This is a genomic window from Mucilaginibacter sp., from assembly GCF_964263795.1.
Classification (GTDB): domain Bacteria; phylum Bacteroidota; class Bacteroidia; order Sphingobacteriales; family Sphingobacteriaceae; genus Mucilaginibacter.
This window is the reverse complement of the sequence record NZ_CAXVWK010000058.1, coordinates 67,193-83,834: the sequence shown is the minus strand read 5'-3', so window position 1 is coordinate 83,834 and position 16,642 is coordinate 67,193. Positions and strand designations below refer to the sequence as shown.

Here is a 16,642-nt window from a genome sequence, read left to right as displayed (position 1 = left end):
TTATCGTAAAAGGAGATGGTATGTTTCGATGCCATAGGCTCATTAGTATTTTGAATAATAGTCCACCAATTTTCGAGCATTATCGTTGTAAATAATACAGCCACTTATAGTCTGAACGACGGGCTTGGTTTGGTAAACCCTTTCTATCCATGCATCAAATTTTTCTTGGCTAACAAACTCTGATTTGTGTTTATAATAATACTCTATCGCGGTTAGCCGTGATACCGGATTAATAGCGTACATCAAAGCCACCAATTGATTATTGCTAAGGTTATTCTTCAAAGCATTAAAATATTGTCTATTATTCAAAATCGTTATGGGCAAACCACCTGCAATACCATATATCAGCTCTGCTGTAGGAGACATATAACTTGCCATTTGTGGAGTTATATCAGTATGTTTTTGATATTGGGTAAGTGGTTTGAGTATTATATCTGGTTTGTATTGATAAAGGTAAGTGCCCTCAGAATAGTCTGGTAAAACACTAGTGTATAACTTACGATATTGGTCGACTAAGTCGGACCTGTGAGGCAGTTCAGCCCACAGTTTATAAGAAGCGATTTGACCCTTGTAATAGTAAATATTAACCTCGAGTGATACATAGCCACCGCTTTTACCAGTGTTATACATTTCCCAGTCAAAGCCAAGTGTGTCTTTTTTTGTATCCTTATCAAAATGCTTAAAGAAACATTCAACTTCTCGTGGTTTGGTTTTATCAACCTTAGAAAACGATTGGAATAAGTCGACATCCATTTGTACCCATTCTTTATGGAGCGTGTCTTGTTGTTGCCCTAAAGCTACGGTACATTCAAATATTGAAAATATGATAATTGCGAGTATACGCTTCATAGCCTGCTGATAATGCAAGATACAAAAGCATCTTGTTCCGTTCAAACTTACTTTATTAGAAGGCACTATTCGATACCTGCGAATGGTCAACTTTTAAAGAATGTAGAAGATGGCCACAAAACTCGGTTAACAATTGCTGTAAACAAAAAAAGCTGCACTAGGCAGCTTTATGTTATAAAGAATCTATTTAGGCAATTTATAATTGAAGCCTAAGCTTTGCAATTTCTTTTGTAAGCTCTAAGTTTTCAATTGACAAGGCCAGGTTATCAGTGGTTTCTTTAGCCCACATATCAAAGAATGATTGAGCATCATCCTCAAGGCATTTAATCTTTTTAGACTTTTTGACTAAGGTTTTCCTTAGCATATCTAATTTCGCATCAAGAGAAGTTGCATCAACATTGTTCATACCCACATTGGGAGTGTTCATTTTCATTTCTAAAAGTTATTTGTTTGTTCAATTGCACTGGATGTGCAAGGTAGATCTGAGATACTGACAAAAGCTTAAATAGAAACTTGTCTATCAGCTGTTTACATACGTAAAGATACGAAATTGTGTCGACATTAACAAGTAATATATTTTGCATTTATAGCCATAAGTACTTGAGATTTAAAAACATAGCTCTCTTAATTTATTAAAAGGCACTGCGTTGACCATCACAATATCGCGCTTATGCAAAACGCTTATAATTGCTTAAATAACAGCAATAACATCATATTGGTACTTAACGATGCAAAGACCGTCTTTAGGCGAAGAATATTCAAAAAGCACCTCTTGGAGTTTAGCGTAGGATGTATTATCACCCATAGTTACCTCAACTGAGTTTTCAAAAGCCATTCCAGAAAGTTTTTATTTCTTGTAACTTCCCTACATAACAATGAAAACTGAAAGTAATTGGAATATGGATTTAATATCCTCGTTAGGCAACCATTCTAAGGTTGAACTGGGCGCGTCTTATAAACTTAGCATGAACGGCTTTACCACTAGAGTCCTTTATTTTACAATCGTCTGCTTCAAACCTGCCGAAATCTCTAATTTGAGTTGCAGTAGCTATTTTGATCATACCATTATCGGTTCTAATATCTAGTAGATTATAAAATTCCTGAAGCCTTGCCTTCACTTCGTCGTTTGTATATGAATTCCCTACTTTAAAGGCCAGTTCCATCAATTTCAGAAGTTTGAATTCCGCCAATCCATTTTGTTTCAGAATCAACTCCTTTTCCACAGCCTTAACATTGTATTTCAATTTTAGCATAGTGGCTTCATCTATTAATTCAAAAGCCTTGAAAGCCATGGGGTTGCTTTTCTTGATATCTTCAACCAGGCTAAACATCTTTAAAATGAAGCTGCCTTTTGCTCTTGATGCTTTATCTACTTTAAGGGATTGATAATCCTCTTCTAATTGTTTAGATGCCGATTTACGCTTTGTTGTGGTGTTCGTTTCAAGTGTGATATTACTATATTCTAATTCCACATCGAAAAAGCCATTTTGCCAATCCGTTTTGATAAAATCTATATGGTTGTAGACTTCATTATTGGCTGCTTCGTTTATTTGTTGGTCTAGTTTCATCAGATTAAGTGTTGCTTCATGGGTTAACTTGTCTGTATCTGCATATTTAATTAATCGTTCATCTGGAATTACGGATAGGTTGTTTGCTTTACAATCGGCGACGTATTCGTTATGGTGTTTAATCAACATTTGAGCATCTTTAAGGTACTCAGTTTTAAAATCATTTAAAGTTTTCATGTATTCAAGATTTTTATGATTGGTAAGGTGAATCATATCAAAAGCATCATCTCTTAAACGGCCAATGGCTTGCTTACCTTTGCTACTTACACCTACCTTTGTATGAGCTTTGTTAACATCTGTTACAAATATCACTATCGAATTCTTATCATGTAAATCCCATCCTTCAAAATATTTACAGGTGTAAAAGTTAACCTTAGCATAATTTCCCGTTTCCGGTTGCGACACAAAGAATTTAACAAGGTCACCGAGTTTCTTCATGTTACTTTGTTCTTTGTCATCAGCACAGTATAAGTGACAATTATCTAACGTAGCACGCTCAATAGCTTTTACAATTTCAGTTATCGAATTATAAAAAATGTGAATGTTACCAGGATAATTATCCCGCATCGATAAAATTTTGTTTAGCGTTGCTACAACGCTGGCACAATGAACTAGTGATATGCAACCAAGTTTTTCGGTAAATCTAATTTCATGCAGGTCAAGACTCAAAAACCGCTCATCACTAAAATGATATGGAGTTGCAGTCAACAAAGTTTTCATATCGAAGTCCCAGAAGTAGTCGAAGGGCTTTAAAATTCCTTTCCGATAGGCTTCACTAATAAATGTGTGCGCTTCATCGAGCAGCAGAAACCATTGTGTTTTAATCTCGTCAAGCCTGCCAACTTCAAAAGCAGCATCCATGATTTTCTTCATTCCCTCAGGTGTGGTCATAATTTTATGCCCATCTTTACGGTTTCTAAGCATATGCTCGACTTCCAGGGGAGAAACCTTTCCATAAACTATATCAATTTCAGGGTGGTCTGCCTTCTTGCCTATGCAGATGCTAATGTTTGGTACGGCTATAATAGTACACCTCTTCTTGTTTTTAATCTCACCGGTAGTCGCACCTATGGCGCAACGGCCTTTATCTATAAATGCGTTAACTGGTAATCCATCTGGAAAAATCTTATCCATTCTTAGTTTTGCACTCACTCGGTGCATTGTTTTTGTTTTATACATTGTCTTTGCCTTTTAGGTAATACGAGAAGATCTAGTTAATAAGGTAAATCTGTGGGGAGTTAAGCTTATCTAAAACGTCAATATTAATGGAGAATTTGAGCAAAAGAAAAGATCAGACAGCTAATCTGACCTTTAAAATTGTATGTGCCTAATGGCTATATTGACTTTGTATGTTGACACAAATATACGAAAATAAAAACGTATAATAAAATATAACTATATAATAATCAATTGTTTACGTATTTGCCTCTGTCTCTTGGACTCTAATTTGAAATCTCAAAATGTTTAAATTGTCATATAAACGTCAATGAATTAAATATTTTTTATTATTTGTTCAACATTTAAATTGTACCGCTATATTTGCATCGTTAAACGATTGTTTTGCACACTTACTTACGCAATGCAAAATAACACAGTCGTTATAAACACAAAAGGTTTCAAGCCTTGATTTTGTAACTTACTTACCTACCGGCCACCATTTCAGGCCACAAATCAAAAAATTAACCCTAAGGGGTATTGGACTTTCTACGTTCTTTGACATACTGAAAAAACAGTGAAATAGGATATATTTCATTTATTTAGACCAATCTATCTGAGCAGAGTTGCAACCTGTTCAGTCTATATATTGTAGCTTAAGGTGGCCACCTTGAGTGAGGGCAATCATGCCCCAAAGTTGCATAAGCAGCTTATTTGGATCCAATTTAAAATGGTTATAACAATTTGTATTAACCGTTTCTATTCTCAGAAACACTATTCTTTTAAACCATGTTAAAACATGAATTACAATCCGCAACTGGCGTTGCTGATTTAAAACTACCATCATTTAACGAGTTAACCTACACACAAAAGCAGAGATGTTCTGTATTCAGAGGTTTTTACCCTGAAGAGCAAAAAGCAATTCACCTGACGCTTCTCTTAGAAGGCAAGGGTGAACGTGGCTTCAGTAAAGTCAACGAAAAACTAGAGGCATTGATGCGTGCTGGTTACAAGGAACAGCAATTGGATGATGATCTTGCTGAAGCATTTACTTTAGGCGAATCAGTAACTGATAACGAAATTATAAAAACAGTTACAGGTGTAATGCGCGATCACGGTAGAAAAGTATTCATATCTAGCATACGAAGAAATTGCCTGGCAGTGTTCAACAGCTTATTTATTGTTGAAGTAAACACTATAGAAATTTGCTGCGAAGAGCCTATTGTATCTGATAGTCCAAAGATGAAAAAAGTCATCACTGGATACACACCTATCTTTAAGTTGAAACCTGAAGACCAAGAAGTGTAAATAGACAAAGTCTGCTAAAGCCCGTCTCGTGGAAGGACGGGCTTTTTTATTTACAGGGTTGGTGCTGCATCCCTTAATTCCTCACTATTAAACTCACCTAAGCTGCGGAGGTACTTTAGGGTTACTAGAATGGATGAATGTCCTAGCAACTTTTGCAACAAATATACATCTTTCGTTTTCCTATATACTTCAATTGCAGCTGTATGGCGAAACGAATAAATTGTTTGATCCTCGTAAATCAGGCCAAGTGCGAACATTTTTTTGTAAGCCCTTGACCAAGCTGTGTTAAAATAGGATTCATTAAAAGGCTCTTTCTTCAAGCTGAATATGTTATCATTTCTATCCAACATTGAAAGGATGGGCAAAAGCTCTTTTTGAGCATATTCAGGAATGTAAACTACTCTCACTTTACCACCCTTGTTATCCCCTCCGGATAGATGTATCTCAGTAAAGTTCTTTTTAAAATCTCCGAGAGCCAGTAACCTAATTTCCTCATGGGGGCGTAGCCACGAACAATAAGTAAGCAGACAACATAAATAAAGATTATAGTTATGTATTTTAAGAAAATCAAGAATTGGCGTCAGTTGTGATTTTTCGTAAGCCTTATGTAGTTTTGCTTTAGCTTTTTTCTTCTGAGTTTTTCGAATAATTAATATGGGAAGATCTATAACTCTTCCAGCTGCTGTAAATAACACACCCAAATCCCGACGCTTATTCATATAATATGTTCCAGTTGAGCTAAATTGGTTTAAAAATAATTCTATCCTTGCTGAATTTATATCAAGAATAGCTCCATTCAATTCTTCAGCGGTCAGGAACAATTTAAATTGTCTGTATATTGATTTAAGATTACGCTTATACTTTTTGCTTAGATCGGACTGAATCTTAGCTCTTATCGATTTAAATAGTACAGTGATTGTTGTTTCACGTTTTACCGCAGTAGCAGAAAAGATTTTGGGTTGAGGTGTCTGTTCAATTGTTATTGAGTTAAGATATGTTCCCGATTCTAAAGCCTTGTGTGTTTCAAAAAGTAACTTTTTGAGCAAAGTATTTCTTTCCGTTATTGTCTTGGCGCGATTAGGATTTATAACTAACCCAAGATTGTTTCCGTTATACACCCGTACCCTTTTACCGTTTAGGTAAAAGGTGATGTAACACCGGTTTTTTAAGTTTTCATTTGTAACAATGAGTGGTTCTGTAAATTTTAGTTTATTGAATGACATTGGCGCACATTTGGCGCAGTTAGCACGTAAAACGGCCTAAAACACCATAATGACTATGATTTCCTATAAGAGCAACAGATTTCTAATCTGTAGGTCATAGGTTCGAATCCTATTGGGATCACAAAATTAAGCCCTTCTAAGCGATTAGAAGGGCTTTTTTCTTCATGTCAGTTTTTTATATTTGACCCGACATCCAAATCCAATCACCATGCAGGAAGCATCATCATTGAATTCAGTAGCCGAATTTCATACCACTTTTAAACACCCGATAGTACAGCAGCCGGCTATACCTTCTGAAGCAAGGTGTAACCTGCGTGTAGCACTTTTAGCTGAAGAAGTTAGTGAATTACAGCAGGCCATCGCTGATAAAGATCTTGTAGAGATTGCCGATGCCCTTTGCGACATTCAATACGTTTTAGCCGGTGCGATACTGGAGTTTGGCCTTGGCGACAAATTCAAAGCTTTGTTTGATGAAGTGCACCGCTCTAATATGAGTAAGGCTTGTACAACTATCGACGAGGCCAACGCAACTGTGGCTCATTACCTTGCTAAAGACAATAGTGAATCGTACATTAAAGAAGAAGACTCCAAATTTCTGGTTTACCGCACCGCTGACGATAAAACACTAAAATCTATCAACTATTCTCCGGCAGATTTAAAGGGTTTGTTGTTGTAGGTAGTTAAGCTGAAAGAAAAGCCCGAGTACTACAAGTGTTCACGTTCACAGCCGTGAACACCTGCCAATATTCATAAATAATTCATTATCAGCGTTATATTAATTGGCTATTTGTAACATTATGGAGTGATCACGTGGTACACGTGAGCCAGCCTGGGTGTGATACCCCCGTTCTTGGAAGTCTACGACTACCGTAACCGTCTCCTACTCCTCCTCTGCTGCTCCCGGCAATTCAAACCAAAAGGTAGTACCTTCGCCTAACTGGGTTTCAAAGCCAATATGGCCCTTGTTCTGCTCTATCATGTCCTTACATAGTATCAGTCCAAGATGGTTGCCTTTTTCGCCGCGGGTACCGGCGCTCATGGTGCTGTCCAGGCTAAACAACCGTTCGCTTTCTTCCTTACTAATGCCGGGGCCATTATCACTGATAGATACAATCACCAGCTTGTCATTCACCTGGGCATTAAAAATGATCTCATTGCCGGGGTGGCAAAATTTGATACTGTTTGATAGCAGGTTACGCACCACCAGGTTAATCATATCCGGATCGGCATAGGTAACCACCCCGCGGTCGGCCAGGCTGGTCACATTCAGCTTTTTCAGCGCAATCGCGTTCTCAAACAATTGGATATTTTCTACAATGCTTTCGCTGATGTTGAAATTAACCGGGTTCACTACAATTCCCTCTAACTGATTTTTAGACCACTCCAGCAAGTTATCCAAAAACGTGCTGGTAGTTAAAATGCTCTCCTCCAGTTTTACCAGCAATTCGCTCAATTCCTGCTCGCCAATATCACCTTCGCGATAAACCGCAAGCAGCGTTTGCAGTGTGCTTAGCGGACTGCGCATGTCGTGCGATACGATTGAGAAAAATTTATTCTTGATACTGTTAAGACGTTCCAGCTCGGCATTTTGTGCAATGGTAAGTTCCATTTGCGCGTTCAATTCCTCGTTTAGCATTTCAAGTTCATGATTTATCGCGGCAATTTCTTCTTTCTGGTGAATCAATGCTTTGTTTGTGGCCTGTTTGGCGATGTTACGGCGGTACAGTACCGCTAAAAACAACAATGCCGAGATCAGCACCAGCAGCGTAACAATAATTACCGTGCTGTACTTGTTAATCTTATCCAGGTAAGTAGTATTTAGTTCGGCTATGTTTAGATTGTTTTTTTCAAGGCTGGCATTCTCTCCTCTTATCCGGTTTATTTCTATCAGCGATACATCCTTCAGGGCCTTTTCTTCGCGGATGCTATCTTTGGTTAGCATGGATTGGGTTTGAAAATCAAGCGCGCTTTTAAGATCGCCCTTACCTTTGTAGGCGTTTACCAATTGCTCCATCGATTCGTAAATGGCTGCCTTCGATTTTATTTGCCTGCTTATTTTAAATGCCAGGGCTGCATACCCCACAGCGGTATCATAGTCTTTACTGCTCGTATAAGCTTCAGCCATTGAAATTAGTACATTGGCTTCGATATATTTATCATCAAGTGTGCGAATTCTGTTAAGAGCAGTATCCAGATCAGTTATTGCCTTACTATACTGCTTCATTTGCGTATACGTACGGCCCAGGCCCATGTGCGATAAGGCTATTCCATTTACATCGCCAAGGCGCTCGCGAATGGCCAGGCTGCGATTATAATAATCAAGCGCTTTTTGGTTCTGCATAAGCGCCCTGTAACAATTGCCTAAAGAGAAAAGCGCATTGCCAATACCCATATCATTTTTCGCCCTGGTGTAACCTGCAAGGCATTGCTCAAAATAACTTTGCGCTATGTCAAAACGGTCCAGGTCAAAATACACTCCGCCTATGTTGTTATACAGCTGCGTTTTACCGAGCTCAAAATTTATCTTAGTGTAAATGGCAAGGGCTTCAAAGTATTTGCTAACAGCTTCTTTATCATCATCTAAACGGCCGTAAGCAAAACCCATATTGGCCAAACTACGGCCCTGCTCTAATTTAGCATCATGCTTTTTTGCGTGATTGTAAGCCAGGTTGAAATAATATAAGGCGCTATCGATATTACTACGAATACCGTAGGAAATACCCATATGTATATAGGCATCAGCAACGTTCACTTCCCGATGCAGTTTTACCGCCAGCGAGCGGTAAACGTTTGCATAGTAAAACTTCTTAACCGGGTCTACCGTAGAGTATGCGGTCGTCAGATCTTTTAAAACGGTTAGCCGGGCGGTATCGGCCATGCGGGCGTTAAGTTTTTGCTGCAGCTCGGTTACCCTGGTGGTTTGCGCAACAGCCGGTAAAAAAGCAGCAAGCAATAAAACGCAGCAAATAATAGCGTTTTTTGTTGTGCTCGGGATAGACTTCGGCATACGGTGTTTGTAATTAATCGGGACGATAAGCGCACAGCGTTGTACAACTATGTGCTATAATATCGTAGCGTAAATATAGTTAAATGTTACAACTGCTTTTATATGAGGCACTGTTATTTTTTAAAAAATGCATCATGCCGGCGGGTTTTAATCTTTAAGTAGGTGTATATTTACACTTATGAAAAAACTCTTACCAGCACTGTTCATTTTAGCACTTTTCGGTTTTAAAGCATCGGCTCAGACATTCAATGCCGACGATTTTAAAGCAAATCTGGGCAAATCAAAATCTCTTTGCGATGAAGTATCTTCTTTCCGGATCTTTAGCGATACGCTTACTTTGATCAATATGGGCGGCAGTTACCCCAATCAAAAATACACCATTGCGGTAAAGGGCAACAAAATAGCGCTGGATTGGGCCAACCTGAAAGGCAAAAAGTTATGTGTGACCGGTGTTTTTGAGATGCATAAAGGCCGCCCGGAAATTATTGCCGCAGAGCCGGCACAAATCACTTTCCCGCAATAATTGGTGTCCATTGATAGCGTAACGTCCTACTTTTTTATAAAATTTCCAAACCGGACTTAACTGCGTAATTAACGGTTAATTAAAACCCCATTGAGAATTTGCCGATAGCGACAGTGTTTATCCTGTTGGCAAAAAATTAACTTTCAATACACACTAAGCAACGTTAAACATACAGGTTGTTAAGTGCTGATTAAATGAAATTAGGGTGAAAAAAGACTGTCGTTTGAATGATTGCAGTATTAATTTTTTATATCTTAAACGCAATTTTAACACTAACAAAGCAAAATTAAAGACTGGCATTATAACCAGCCGAATTAACAAGCTTAATGGATATTCTTACTGCTAATATATACACACAAGATACCGCCGGCGACGTATTTTTGCATCGCTTATTTGAGCAACAGGTAGCCCTTACGCCACATTTAATTGCCGTTAAGTTTGGCAGCGAAGAACTTACTTATGCGCAACTTAACGCTAAGGCCGATGCCCTGGCAAAAGCCGTTATAAACAGCACACCAAATTCATTAGCAGTAGGCGTGAGTACACATCGCTGTATTGAAACTATCGTGAGCGTTATAGCTGTGTTAAAGGCCGGCAAAGCCTATCTCCCGCTCGACCCGACTTATCCAAAAGAACGGCTTAATGCCATCATTACCGATTCCGGAATAGATACCTGCCTGGCAATCGAATCACAACGAGCTGAGTTTGAAGGTTTGCCTGTAAAAGTACTTGCATCTGATGCGGAATATGTTGACTATGAACCCCTGGTTGATGGTATCAGAACAAGGGTAGCCTACGTGATCTATACGTCGGGGTCTACCGGTAAGCCTAAGGGTGTTTGTGTTGGCCATGCCGGTCCGATTAACCTGGTACACTGGCATAAAAAACATTCAAAACTAACAGATGGCGATCGTACGCTGCAATTTGCACCGCTAAGTTTTGACGAATCTGTAAAAGAGATCTTTTGTACTATACTAATAGGCGGCACACTTGTTTTGGTAGATAATGATACGCGGCTAGACCCTACGCGCCTTATCCGCTTTGTTGATGAACAGCAGATCAAAAGGATGATATTGCCGTTTGTGGCCTTACAATATTTTACGGAAGCTGCCGATGCCGAAAAGTTTTATCCGCAAAGCCTGACGGAATTTATAACTGCCGGCGAGCAATTAAAGAACACACCTCAGATCATCCGTTTTTTTTCGACATTACCGGACTGCGACTTTTATAATATGTACGGCCCTACCGAGGCCAGCGTGACCAGTACCTCTTTGTGGTTGCAGGGGCCGCCGGATAATTGGCCGCTACTGCCTACCATTGGTAAGGCTATAGAAAATACTGAAATGTTCATTTTAGATGAACAGCTCAATTACATCCCTGATGGCGAAGTGGGCGAGCTGTGCATCAGCGGCATTAACCTTGCCGAAGGATACCTGAACCGGCCCGAACTTACGGCCGAAAAATTTGTTGAAACCTGGGAAAGCCAACCCGGCGTAGTCACCCGGATTTACCGCAGCGGCGACTTGTGCCGTTTTTTGCCCGATGGCAACATCGAATACCTGGGCCGCAAAGATACGCAGGTAAAAATTCGCGGAAACAGGGTAGAAATAGGTGAAATTGAGGTAGTGATCAACCAGATGGATGGCATCCGGCAGTCGGTAGTGATTGCACGTGAGGATAACCCCGGCGATAAACGGTTGGTGGCCTACCTGGTGTCATCTAACGGAAAAAGTAACACAGCCGTAGTTCGCGAAAGCCTGGAACAAAAACTGCCCGACTATATGTGGCCGTCAGCTTTTGTATGGATGGTGGAATTACCAAAAACCACAAGCGGCAAAGTAGATCGAAACGCCCTACCCAAACCCGACCTGAAACGCCCCGAACTGGATACGCTTTACAAACCGGCATCAACCAAAACGCAAAAGCTACTTTTAGCCCTGTGGATGGACCTGTTGCAATTGGAGCAGATTGGTACAGACGATAATTTTTTTGAACTTGGTGGCAACTCTTTATTAGGATTAAAAACTGTTACCGGGTTAAAAAAACTGCACAACCTGGTGTTGCCCATCACTAAACTATATCAGTATCCTACTATTGGCAGTATTGCCGCTTACCTGGATGGTTCTGTTAATACTTCTACTGAATCCCGTCCGCATAAACCGCTGGCAAAAGCCGGCAGTGGCGATATTGCTGTTATCGGAATGGCGGGCAGGTTTCCCGGCGCGAACACGGTTGATGAGCTTTGGCAGTTGTTGATTGAAGGCCGCGAAACCACAAAATTCTTTACGGATACAGAATTGGATCCCTACATCCCGCAGTCCGTACGCTCGGCACCTAATTATGTAAAGGCAAGGGGTGTTATTGATAAGGCGGATGAATTTGACGCACAGTTCTTTGGCCTAAGCCCAAAAGTTGCCGAATTGATGGATCCGCAGCAGCGCATCTTTTTAGAGATTGCCTGGGAAGCGCTGGAGCTCACCGGTCACCTACCCTCGAAGTACAATGGGCTGGTGGGCGTATTTGCCGGCTGCGGCAATAACACCTACTACATCAACAACGTAATTCCTAACCAGCATTTAGTTGATAAAGTGGGTGGCTTTTTAGTTACCACCATAAACGAAAAGGATTATATCGCATCACGTACAGCTTACGAGTTAAATTTAAAAGGCCCGGCAGTAAGCGTCCATTCGGCTTGTTCTACCTCGCTCCTGGCTATTGCCGAGGCGGTAGAAAGCATCAGAAACGGGCAGTGTAATGTGGCGCTGGCCGGTGGCGCGTCTGTTACTTCACCTATCAATAGCGGCCACCTGTACCAGCAAGGTACCATGCTTAGTGCCGACGGCCATTGCCGGTCATTTGACGCTAATGCCGATGGTACCGTATTTAGCGACGGAGCAGGCGTTGTTCTGCTAAAGGGTTTGGAAGAAGCTATTGCAGACGGCGACACTATCTACTCCGTCATCAAAGGCGTGGGCCTTAATAACGACGGCGGCGGCAAAGGTAGCTTCACGGCACCCAACGCTGCCGGGCAGGCAGGCGCTATCGCGATGGCTATTCAAAATGCCGGCGTATCCGCGGCAGATATCAGCTATATAGAAGCCCACGGCACTGCTACCGTATTAGGCGACCCTATCGAGATAGAAGGCCTTACGATGGCGTTTGGCCCGCAGGGTAAAAACCAGTATTGTGCACTAGGCTCTATCAAAAGCAATATGGGCCACCTTACGGCCGCAGCCGGTGTGGCAGGCTTTATTAAAGCTACTTTGGCTATCTACCATAAACAGATCCCTGCTTCTCTACACTACAACATCGCCAACCCGAATATCGATTTCGAGAACAGTCCGTTTTATGTGAACACTGGCTTAACTTCATGGAATGCCGAAAAACGCATTGCAGGGGTAAGCTCATTTGGAGTAGGTGGCACCAACGTGCACGTGGTTTTGGCAGATCACCCGGCGAAATTACCTATGCCAACTACAGGGAATGACCTGCAATTGATCACCATCTCGGCAAGGACCGATACCAGCCTTGCCGCATACCGCGAAAAGCTGACATCATATATTACTAACAGCGATGTTGCCCTGGCAAATATCGCTTACACGCTACAAACCACCCGTACGGACTTTAATAACCGTAGCTTCATCATTGCCAGCAGCAGGGAGGAATTACTTCAAAAACTTCGCCCGGCACCTGATGCGGCAACAAGCAAAACATTAAAGAGTAAAGCTACTGAGGTTGCGTTCATGTTCCCCGGCCAGGGGGCACAGTACCTGAATATGGGCCGCCAATTATACGAGCAGCACCCGGTATTTACTGATGCTGTTAATGAGTGCGTCGATCTGCTGAAGGGCACAGAGCAGGAAAACATCTTAAAGATAATTTTTAACGATGATCCGCAAGTCTCTGAGTTGTTAAAGAATACACTTTACACTCAACCGGCACTCTTTATCATCAGTTACGCGATGGCGAAACTGTGGATGAGCTGGGGCATACAACCGGCCGTATTAACCGGCCACAGCATCGGTGAATTTGTAGCCGCGCATTTTGCGGGGATAATGTCGTTACCGGATGCGATTAAGCTGATTGCTACCCGCGCCAAAATGGTGAGCGAAACCCCTCGGGGCAGCATGGTCTCTGTACGATTATCAGAAACCGAACTAAAAGCCATACTGCCCCCTACACTGTCCATTGCAGTAGTGAACAGCAATAAAGCTGCCGTAGCGGCAGGCCCTATTCCCGAAATAGAAAAATTTGTAGCCGGATTAGAAGCAAAAGGCATAGCTAACAAAGTGTTGCAAACTAGCCATGCTTTTCACTCGGCCATGATGGACAGCATTGTGGAGCCGTTTGAGCAGGTGGTAAAAACAGTAAAGCTTAGCGCCCCGGTAAAGCCAATCATCTCTACCATTACCGGTACCTGGATGAGCGAAGCCGAAGCTACCGATCCGAAATATTGGGCCAACCACCTGCGCAGCACTGTCCGCTTTGCCGACCTGGCCAACCTGCTCGCCGCAGATGAAGGCCGCATCGCGCTGGAAGTTGGGCCGGGTAAGGTATTGGCCACACTGGTTAAACAGCAAGCCGCAGACAAGGCGGCCATCGCCATAACCGGTATTGAGCAAACTAAGGATATGGCCGCTTACGGGTCGGTGTTGAAAGCATTGGGCCAACTGTGGCTCAATGGCATCGAACCTGACTGGAAAGCATTTTATGCGGGGCAAAACCGGGCAAGGGTTAATATCCCAACTTACGCCTTTGACCGTAAGCGCCTTTGGGTTGATCCGGTAACGCCTTTAAATACGCTGACGCCACCATTTGAAACACCTACTGAAATCTTAATTGACCATATACCAGAAACACCATCCACCATGCCATTAAGAAAAGATCTGTTAGTGGAAAAATTAAAGGCTGTTTTTGAAGATGCTTCCGGCATTTACATTGACAGCACAGATACCAGCTTTATAGAGATCGGGTTCGACTCTCTGCTATTAACGCAGATAGCTACCAACCTTAAAAAAGAGTTTGGCGTACCCATCACTTTCAGGAAATTATTTGAAGACTATAACTCGCTTGACACCCTCTCGGCTTACCTGGACGCGGCCCTGCCGGCAGATAAGTTTCAACCAACAGCAAAAGTAGCTGTGCCGCAGATCAATAATCAAAACGGCCAGGCTACGCAGCCAGCGTATCAGCCGCAGGTTTTTGCCAATGGGCAGGCACCCGTTTACGCCGACGGCAACACACAGGCTTTAAATATGATAGCCCAGCAGTTGCAATTGCTGGCCAGCCAGGTTGCAACTATGCAGGGTGGCGCTGTGCCGTTTACAGCACCGGCATCACCGGCACCAAAACCATTTGTAACAACCGAAAAAGTTACTGCGCCGGTAGCACCTGCGGCGTTACAACCAGATCTGACACCCGAAGAGCAAATTGAGATTAAAAAACCATTTGGCGCAACTGCCAAAATAGAGAAACATATTCAGGGCCTGAATCAAAAACAGCAAGCCTTTTTAGACAAGCTGATTGTTGATTACAGTACCAAAACCAAGGGCAGCAAGGCGCAAACGCAGCAGCACCGCGCTTACATGGCCGACCCACGCGTAGTAAGTGGTTTCCGCCCGCTAACCAAGGAGATCGTTTACCCGGTAGTGGTTAACAAATCAAAAGGATGCCGCCTGTGGGACGTGGATGGAAACGAATACATCGATGCCCTTAACGGATTCGGTTCAAATATGTTAGGTTATCAGCCCGACATCATCAAACAAGCCATTGCCGACCAGCTGGAACGCGGTTACGAAATTGGCCCGCAGCATGAGTTGGCCGGCGAGGTGTGTAAACTGCTTTGTGATTTTACCGGCTTCGATCGCGCTGCACTCTGCAGCACCGGCAGCGAAGGTGTATTAGGCGCTATGCGCATCGCCCGTACAGTGACCGGGCGTTCTACCATCGTAGCCTTCAGCGGATCGTACCATGGCATCATGGACGAGGTTATTGTCCGCGGGACAAAAAAACTGCGTACTATACCTGCAGCACCCGGCATTATGCCCGAGGCGGTGCAAAACATGCTGATACTGGATTACGGTACCGACGAAACCCTGCGCATTATAGAAGAACGAAAGGATGAGATCGCTGCGGTGTTGGTAGAGGTGGTACAAAGTCGACGACCCGAATTTCTCCCCATAGATTTTCTGAAAAAGCTAAGAGAGATAACTGCCGAATCGAAAACGGCGCTGATATTTGATGAGGTGATCACCGGTTTCAGGATGCATCCGGGCGGCATACAAGCCATTACCGGCATTCGGGCAGATATTGGCACTTATGGGAAAGTTATCGGCGGAGGCCTGCCTGTCGGCGTAATTGCCGGCAAAAAAGAGTTTATGGATGCGCTGGACGGTGGCTACTGGGAGTTCGGAAACGATTCGACCCCCGAAGCTGGCGTGACCTACTTTGCAGGGACGTTCGTTCGGCACCCTTTAGCGCTGGCGGCAACACGTGCATCATTGCTTTACATGAAAGAGCGTGGCCCTGCGCTACAGCAAAGCCTTACCGACAAAGCCACCCGACTTGCCGACGCACTTAACGGCATCCTGCTAAAATATAAAACGCCAATGTACGTAGCCCGCTTCGGCTCGTTATGGAAGGTGAAGTATCAAGAGGAGTTCCCTTACAGCGAACTGATCTTTACTAATTTGCGGTTAAAGGGCATCCATATTATGGACGGTTTCCCGTGCTTTATTACCGATGCGCATGGCGAGGGTGAAGTAGATACCATTATCTCTAAATTTGAAGAAAGCATCGCCGAGCTGGTCGCGGCCGAATTCATACCAACATACACAACAGCCGCAGAACCAGAAAACGATGCGCCCGTTGCAGATTTCAATGATTTGAACGAACCTCCTGTACCCGGTGCCAGGCTTGGCCGCGATAACAACGGCAACCCCGGTTGGTTCATCAGCGATGATCAAACCCCGGGAAGATTTTTACAGGTAAAACATAAAGCGGAGTAAGC

Annotated in this window: 10 protein-coding genes and 1 tRNA gene; 5 read left to right on the top strand and 6 right to left on the bottom strand. The window is 42.7% G+C overall.

Annotation, left to right across the window (positions count from 1 at the left end; genetic code table 11):
- Window positions 1-42: 42 nt before the first annotated feature.
- From ACE5CV_RS11105 to ACE5CV_RS11090, 4 genes are all read right to left on the bottom strand, one after another.
- The gene (locus ACE5CV_RS11105; protein ID WP_374950241.1) at window positions 43-849 is read right to left on the bottom strand and encodes a hypothetical protein; all 807 of its coding nucleotides are present in this window, start codon (window positions 847-849) and stop codon (window positions 43-45) included.
- A gap of 196 nt (window positions 850-1,045) precedes the next feature.
- Window positions 1,046-1,282: a hypothetical protein gene (locus ACE5CV_RS11100; RefSeq protein WP_374950240.1), complete on the bottom strand. Its 237-nt coding sequence runs from the start codon at window positions 1,280-1,282 to the stop codon at window positions 1,046-1,048.
- A 258-nt stretch (window positions 1,283-1,540) separates the two neighbouring features.
- Window positions 1,541-1,684 carry a hypothetical protein gene (locus ACE5CV_RS11095; RefSeq protein ID WP_374950239.1) on the bottom strand — a complete coding sequence of 48 codons (144 nt, stop codon included), beginning with the start codon at window positions 1,682-1,684 and terminating at the stop codon, window positions 1,541-1,543.
- An 82-nt stretch (window positions 1,685-1,766) separates the two neighbouring features.
- Entirely contained in the window at window positions 1,767-3,596 is a 1,830-nt protein-coding gene (locus ACE5CV_RS11090) for a hypothetical protein (RefSeq protein ID WP_374950238.1), read from the bottom strand.
- Window positions 3,597-4,361: 765 nt separating this feature from the next.
- On the opposite strand from ACE5CV_RS11090, the gene ACE5CV_RS11085 reads away from it, so the two are divergent.
- The gene (locus ACE5CV_RS11085; protein WP_374950237.1) at window positions 4,362-4,880 is read left to right on the top strand and encodes a hypothetical protein; all 519 of its coding nucleotides are present in this window, start codon (window positions 4,362-4,364) and stop codon (window positions 4,878-4,880) included.
- A gap of 50 nt (window positions 4,881-4,930) precedes the next feature.
- Here the strand turns inward: ACE5CV_RS11085 and ACE5CV_RS11080 are convergent, their stop codons facing one another.
- On the bottom strand, window positions 4,931-6,103 hold the full coding sequence (locus ACE5CV_RS11080) for a tyrosine-type recombinase/integrase (RefSeq protein ID WP_374950236.1): 1,173 nt from the start codon (window positions 6,101-6,103) through the stop codon (window positions 4,931-4,933).
- A 57-nt stretch (window positions 6,104-6,160) separates the two neighbouring features.
- Between ACE5CV_RS11080 and ACE5CV_RS11075 the strand changes: the two genes are divergently transcribed.
- Together ACE5CV_RS11075 and ACE5CV_RS11070 are read left to right on the top strand one after the other, a co-directional pair.
- A tRNA-OTHER gene (locus tag ACE5CV_RS11075) sits at window positions 6,161-6,224 on the top strand.
- Between the two features lie 60 nt (window positions 6,225-6,284).
- Window positions 6,285-6,779 carry a hypothetical protein gene (locus tag ACE5CV_RS11070; RefSeq protein WP_374950235.1) on the top strand — a complete coding sequence of 165 codons (495 nt, stop codon included), beginning with the start codon at window positions 6,285-6,287 and terminating at the stop codon, window positions 6,777-6,779.
- Between the two features lie 204 nt (window positions 6,780-6,983).
- Here the strand turns inward: ACE5CV_RS11070 and ACE5CV_RS11065 are convergent, their stop codons facing one another.
- Window positions 6,984-9,110, bottom strand: coding sequence for a tetratricopeptide repeat protein (locus ACE5CV_RS11065; protein WP_374950234.1), 2,127 nt, complete (start codon window positions 9,108-9,110; stop codon window positions 6,984-6,986).
- A gap of 178 nt (window positions 9,111-9,288) precedes the next feature.
- Between ACE5CV_RS11065 and ACE5CV_RS11060 the strand changes: the two genes are divergently transcribed.
- Complete coding sequence (locus ACE5CV_RS11060; RefSeq protein ID WP_374950233.1) at window positions 9,289-9,633, top strand: hypothetical protein; 345 nt, start codon at window positions 9,289-9,291, stop codon at window positions 9,631-9,633.
- Window positions 9,634-9,959: 326 nt separating this feature from the next.
- On the top strand, window positions 9,960-16,640 hold the full coding sequence (locus ACE5CV_RS11055) for an amino acid adenylation domain-containing protein (RefSeq protein WP_374950232.1): 6,681 nt from the start codon (window positions 9,960-9,962) through the stop codon (window positions 16,638-16,640).
- The last annotated feature ends 2 nt before the right edge of the window (window positions 16,641-16,642 follow it).

Coding starts and splice junctions, on each gene's coding strand:
- ACE5CV_RS11105 (WP_374950241.1), bottom strand. CDS start 849: ATGAAGCGTATACTCGCAATTATCATATTTTCAATATTTGAATGTACC.
- ACE5CV_RS11100 (WP_374950240.1), bottom strand. CDS start 1,282: ATGAAAATGAACACTCCCAATGTGGGTATGAACAATGTTGATGCAACT.
- ACE5CV_RS11095 (WP_374950239.1), bottom strand. CDS start 1,684: ATGGCTTTTGAAAACTCAGTTGAGGTAACTATGGGTGATAATACATCC.
- ACE5CV_RS11090 (WP_374950238.1), bottom strand. CDS start 3,596: ATGTATAAAACAAAAACAATGCACCGAGTGAGTGCAAAACTAAGAATG.
- ACE5CV_RS11085 (WP_374950237.1), top strand. CDS start 4,362: ATGTTAAAACATGAATTACAATCCGCAACTGGCGTTGCTGATTTAAAA.
- ACE5CV_RS11080 (WP_374950236.1), bottom strand. CDS start 6,103: ATGTCATTCAATAAACTAAAATTTACAGAACCACTCATTGTTACAAAT.
- ACE5CV_RS11065 (WP_374950234.1), bottom strand. CDS start 9,110: ATGCCGAAGTCTATCCCGAGCACAACAAAAAACGCTATTATTTGCTGC.
- ACE5CV_RS11060 (WP_374950233.1), top strand. CDS start 9,289: ATGAAAAAACTCTTACCAGCACTGTTCATTTTAGCACTTTTCGGTTTT.
- ACE5CV_RS11055 (WP_374950232.1), top strand. CDS start 9,960: ATGGATATTCTTACTGCTAATATATACACACAAGATACCGCCGGCGAC.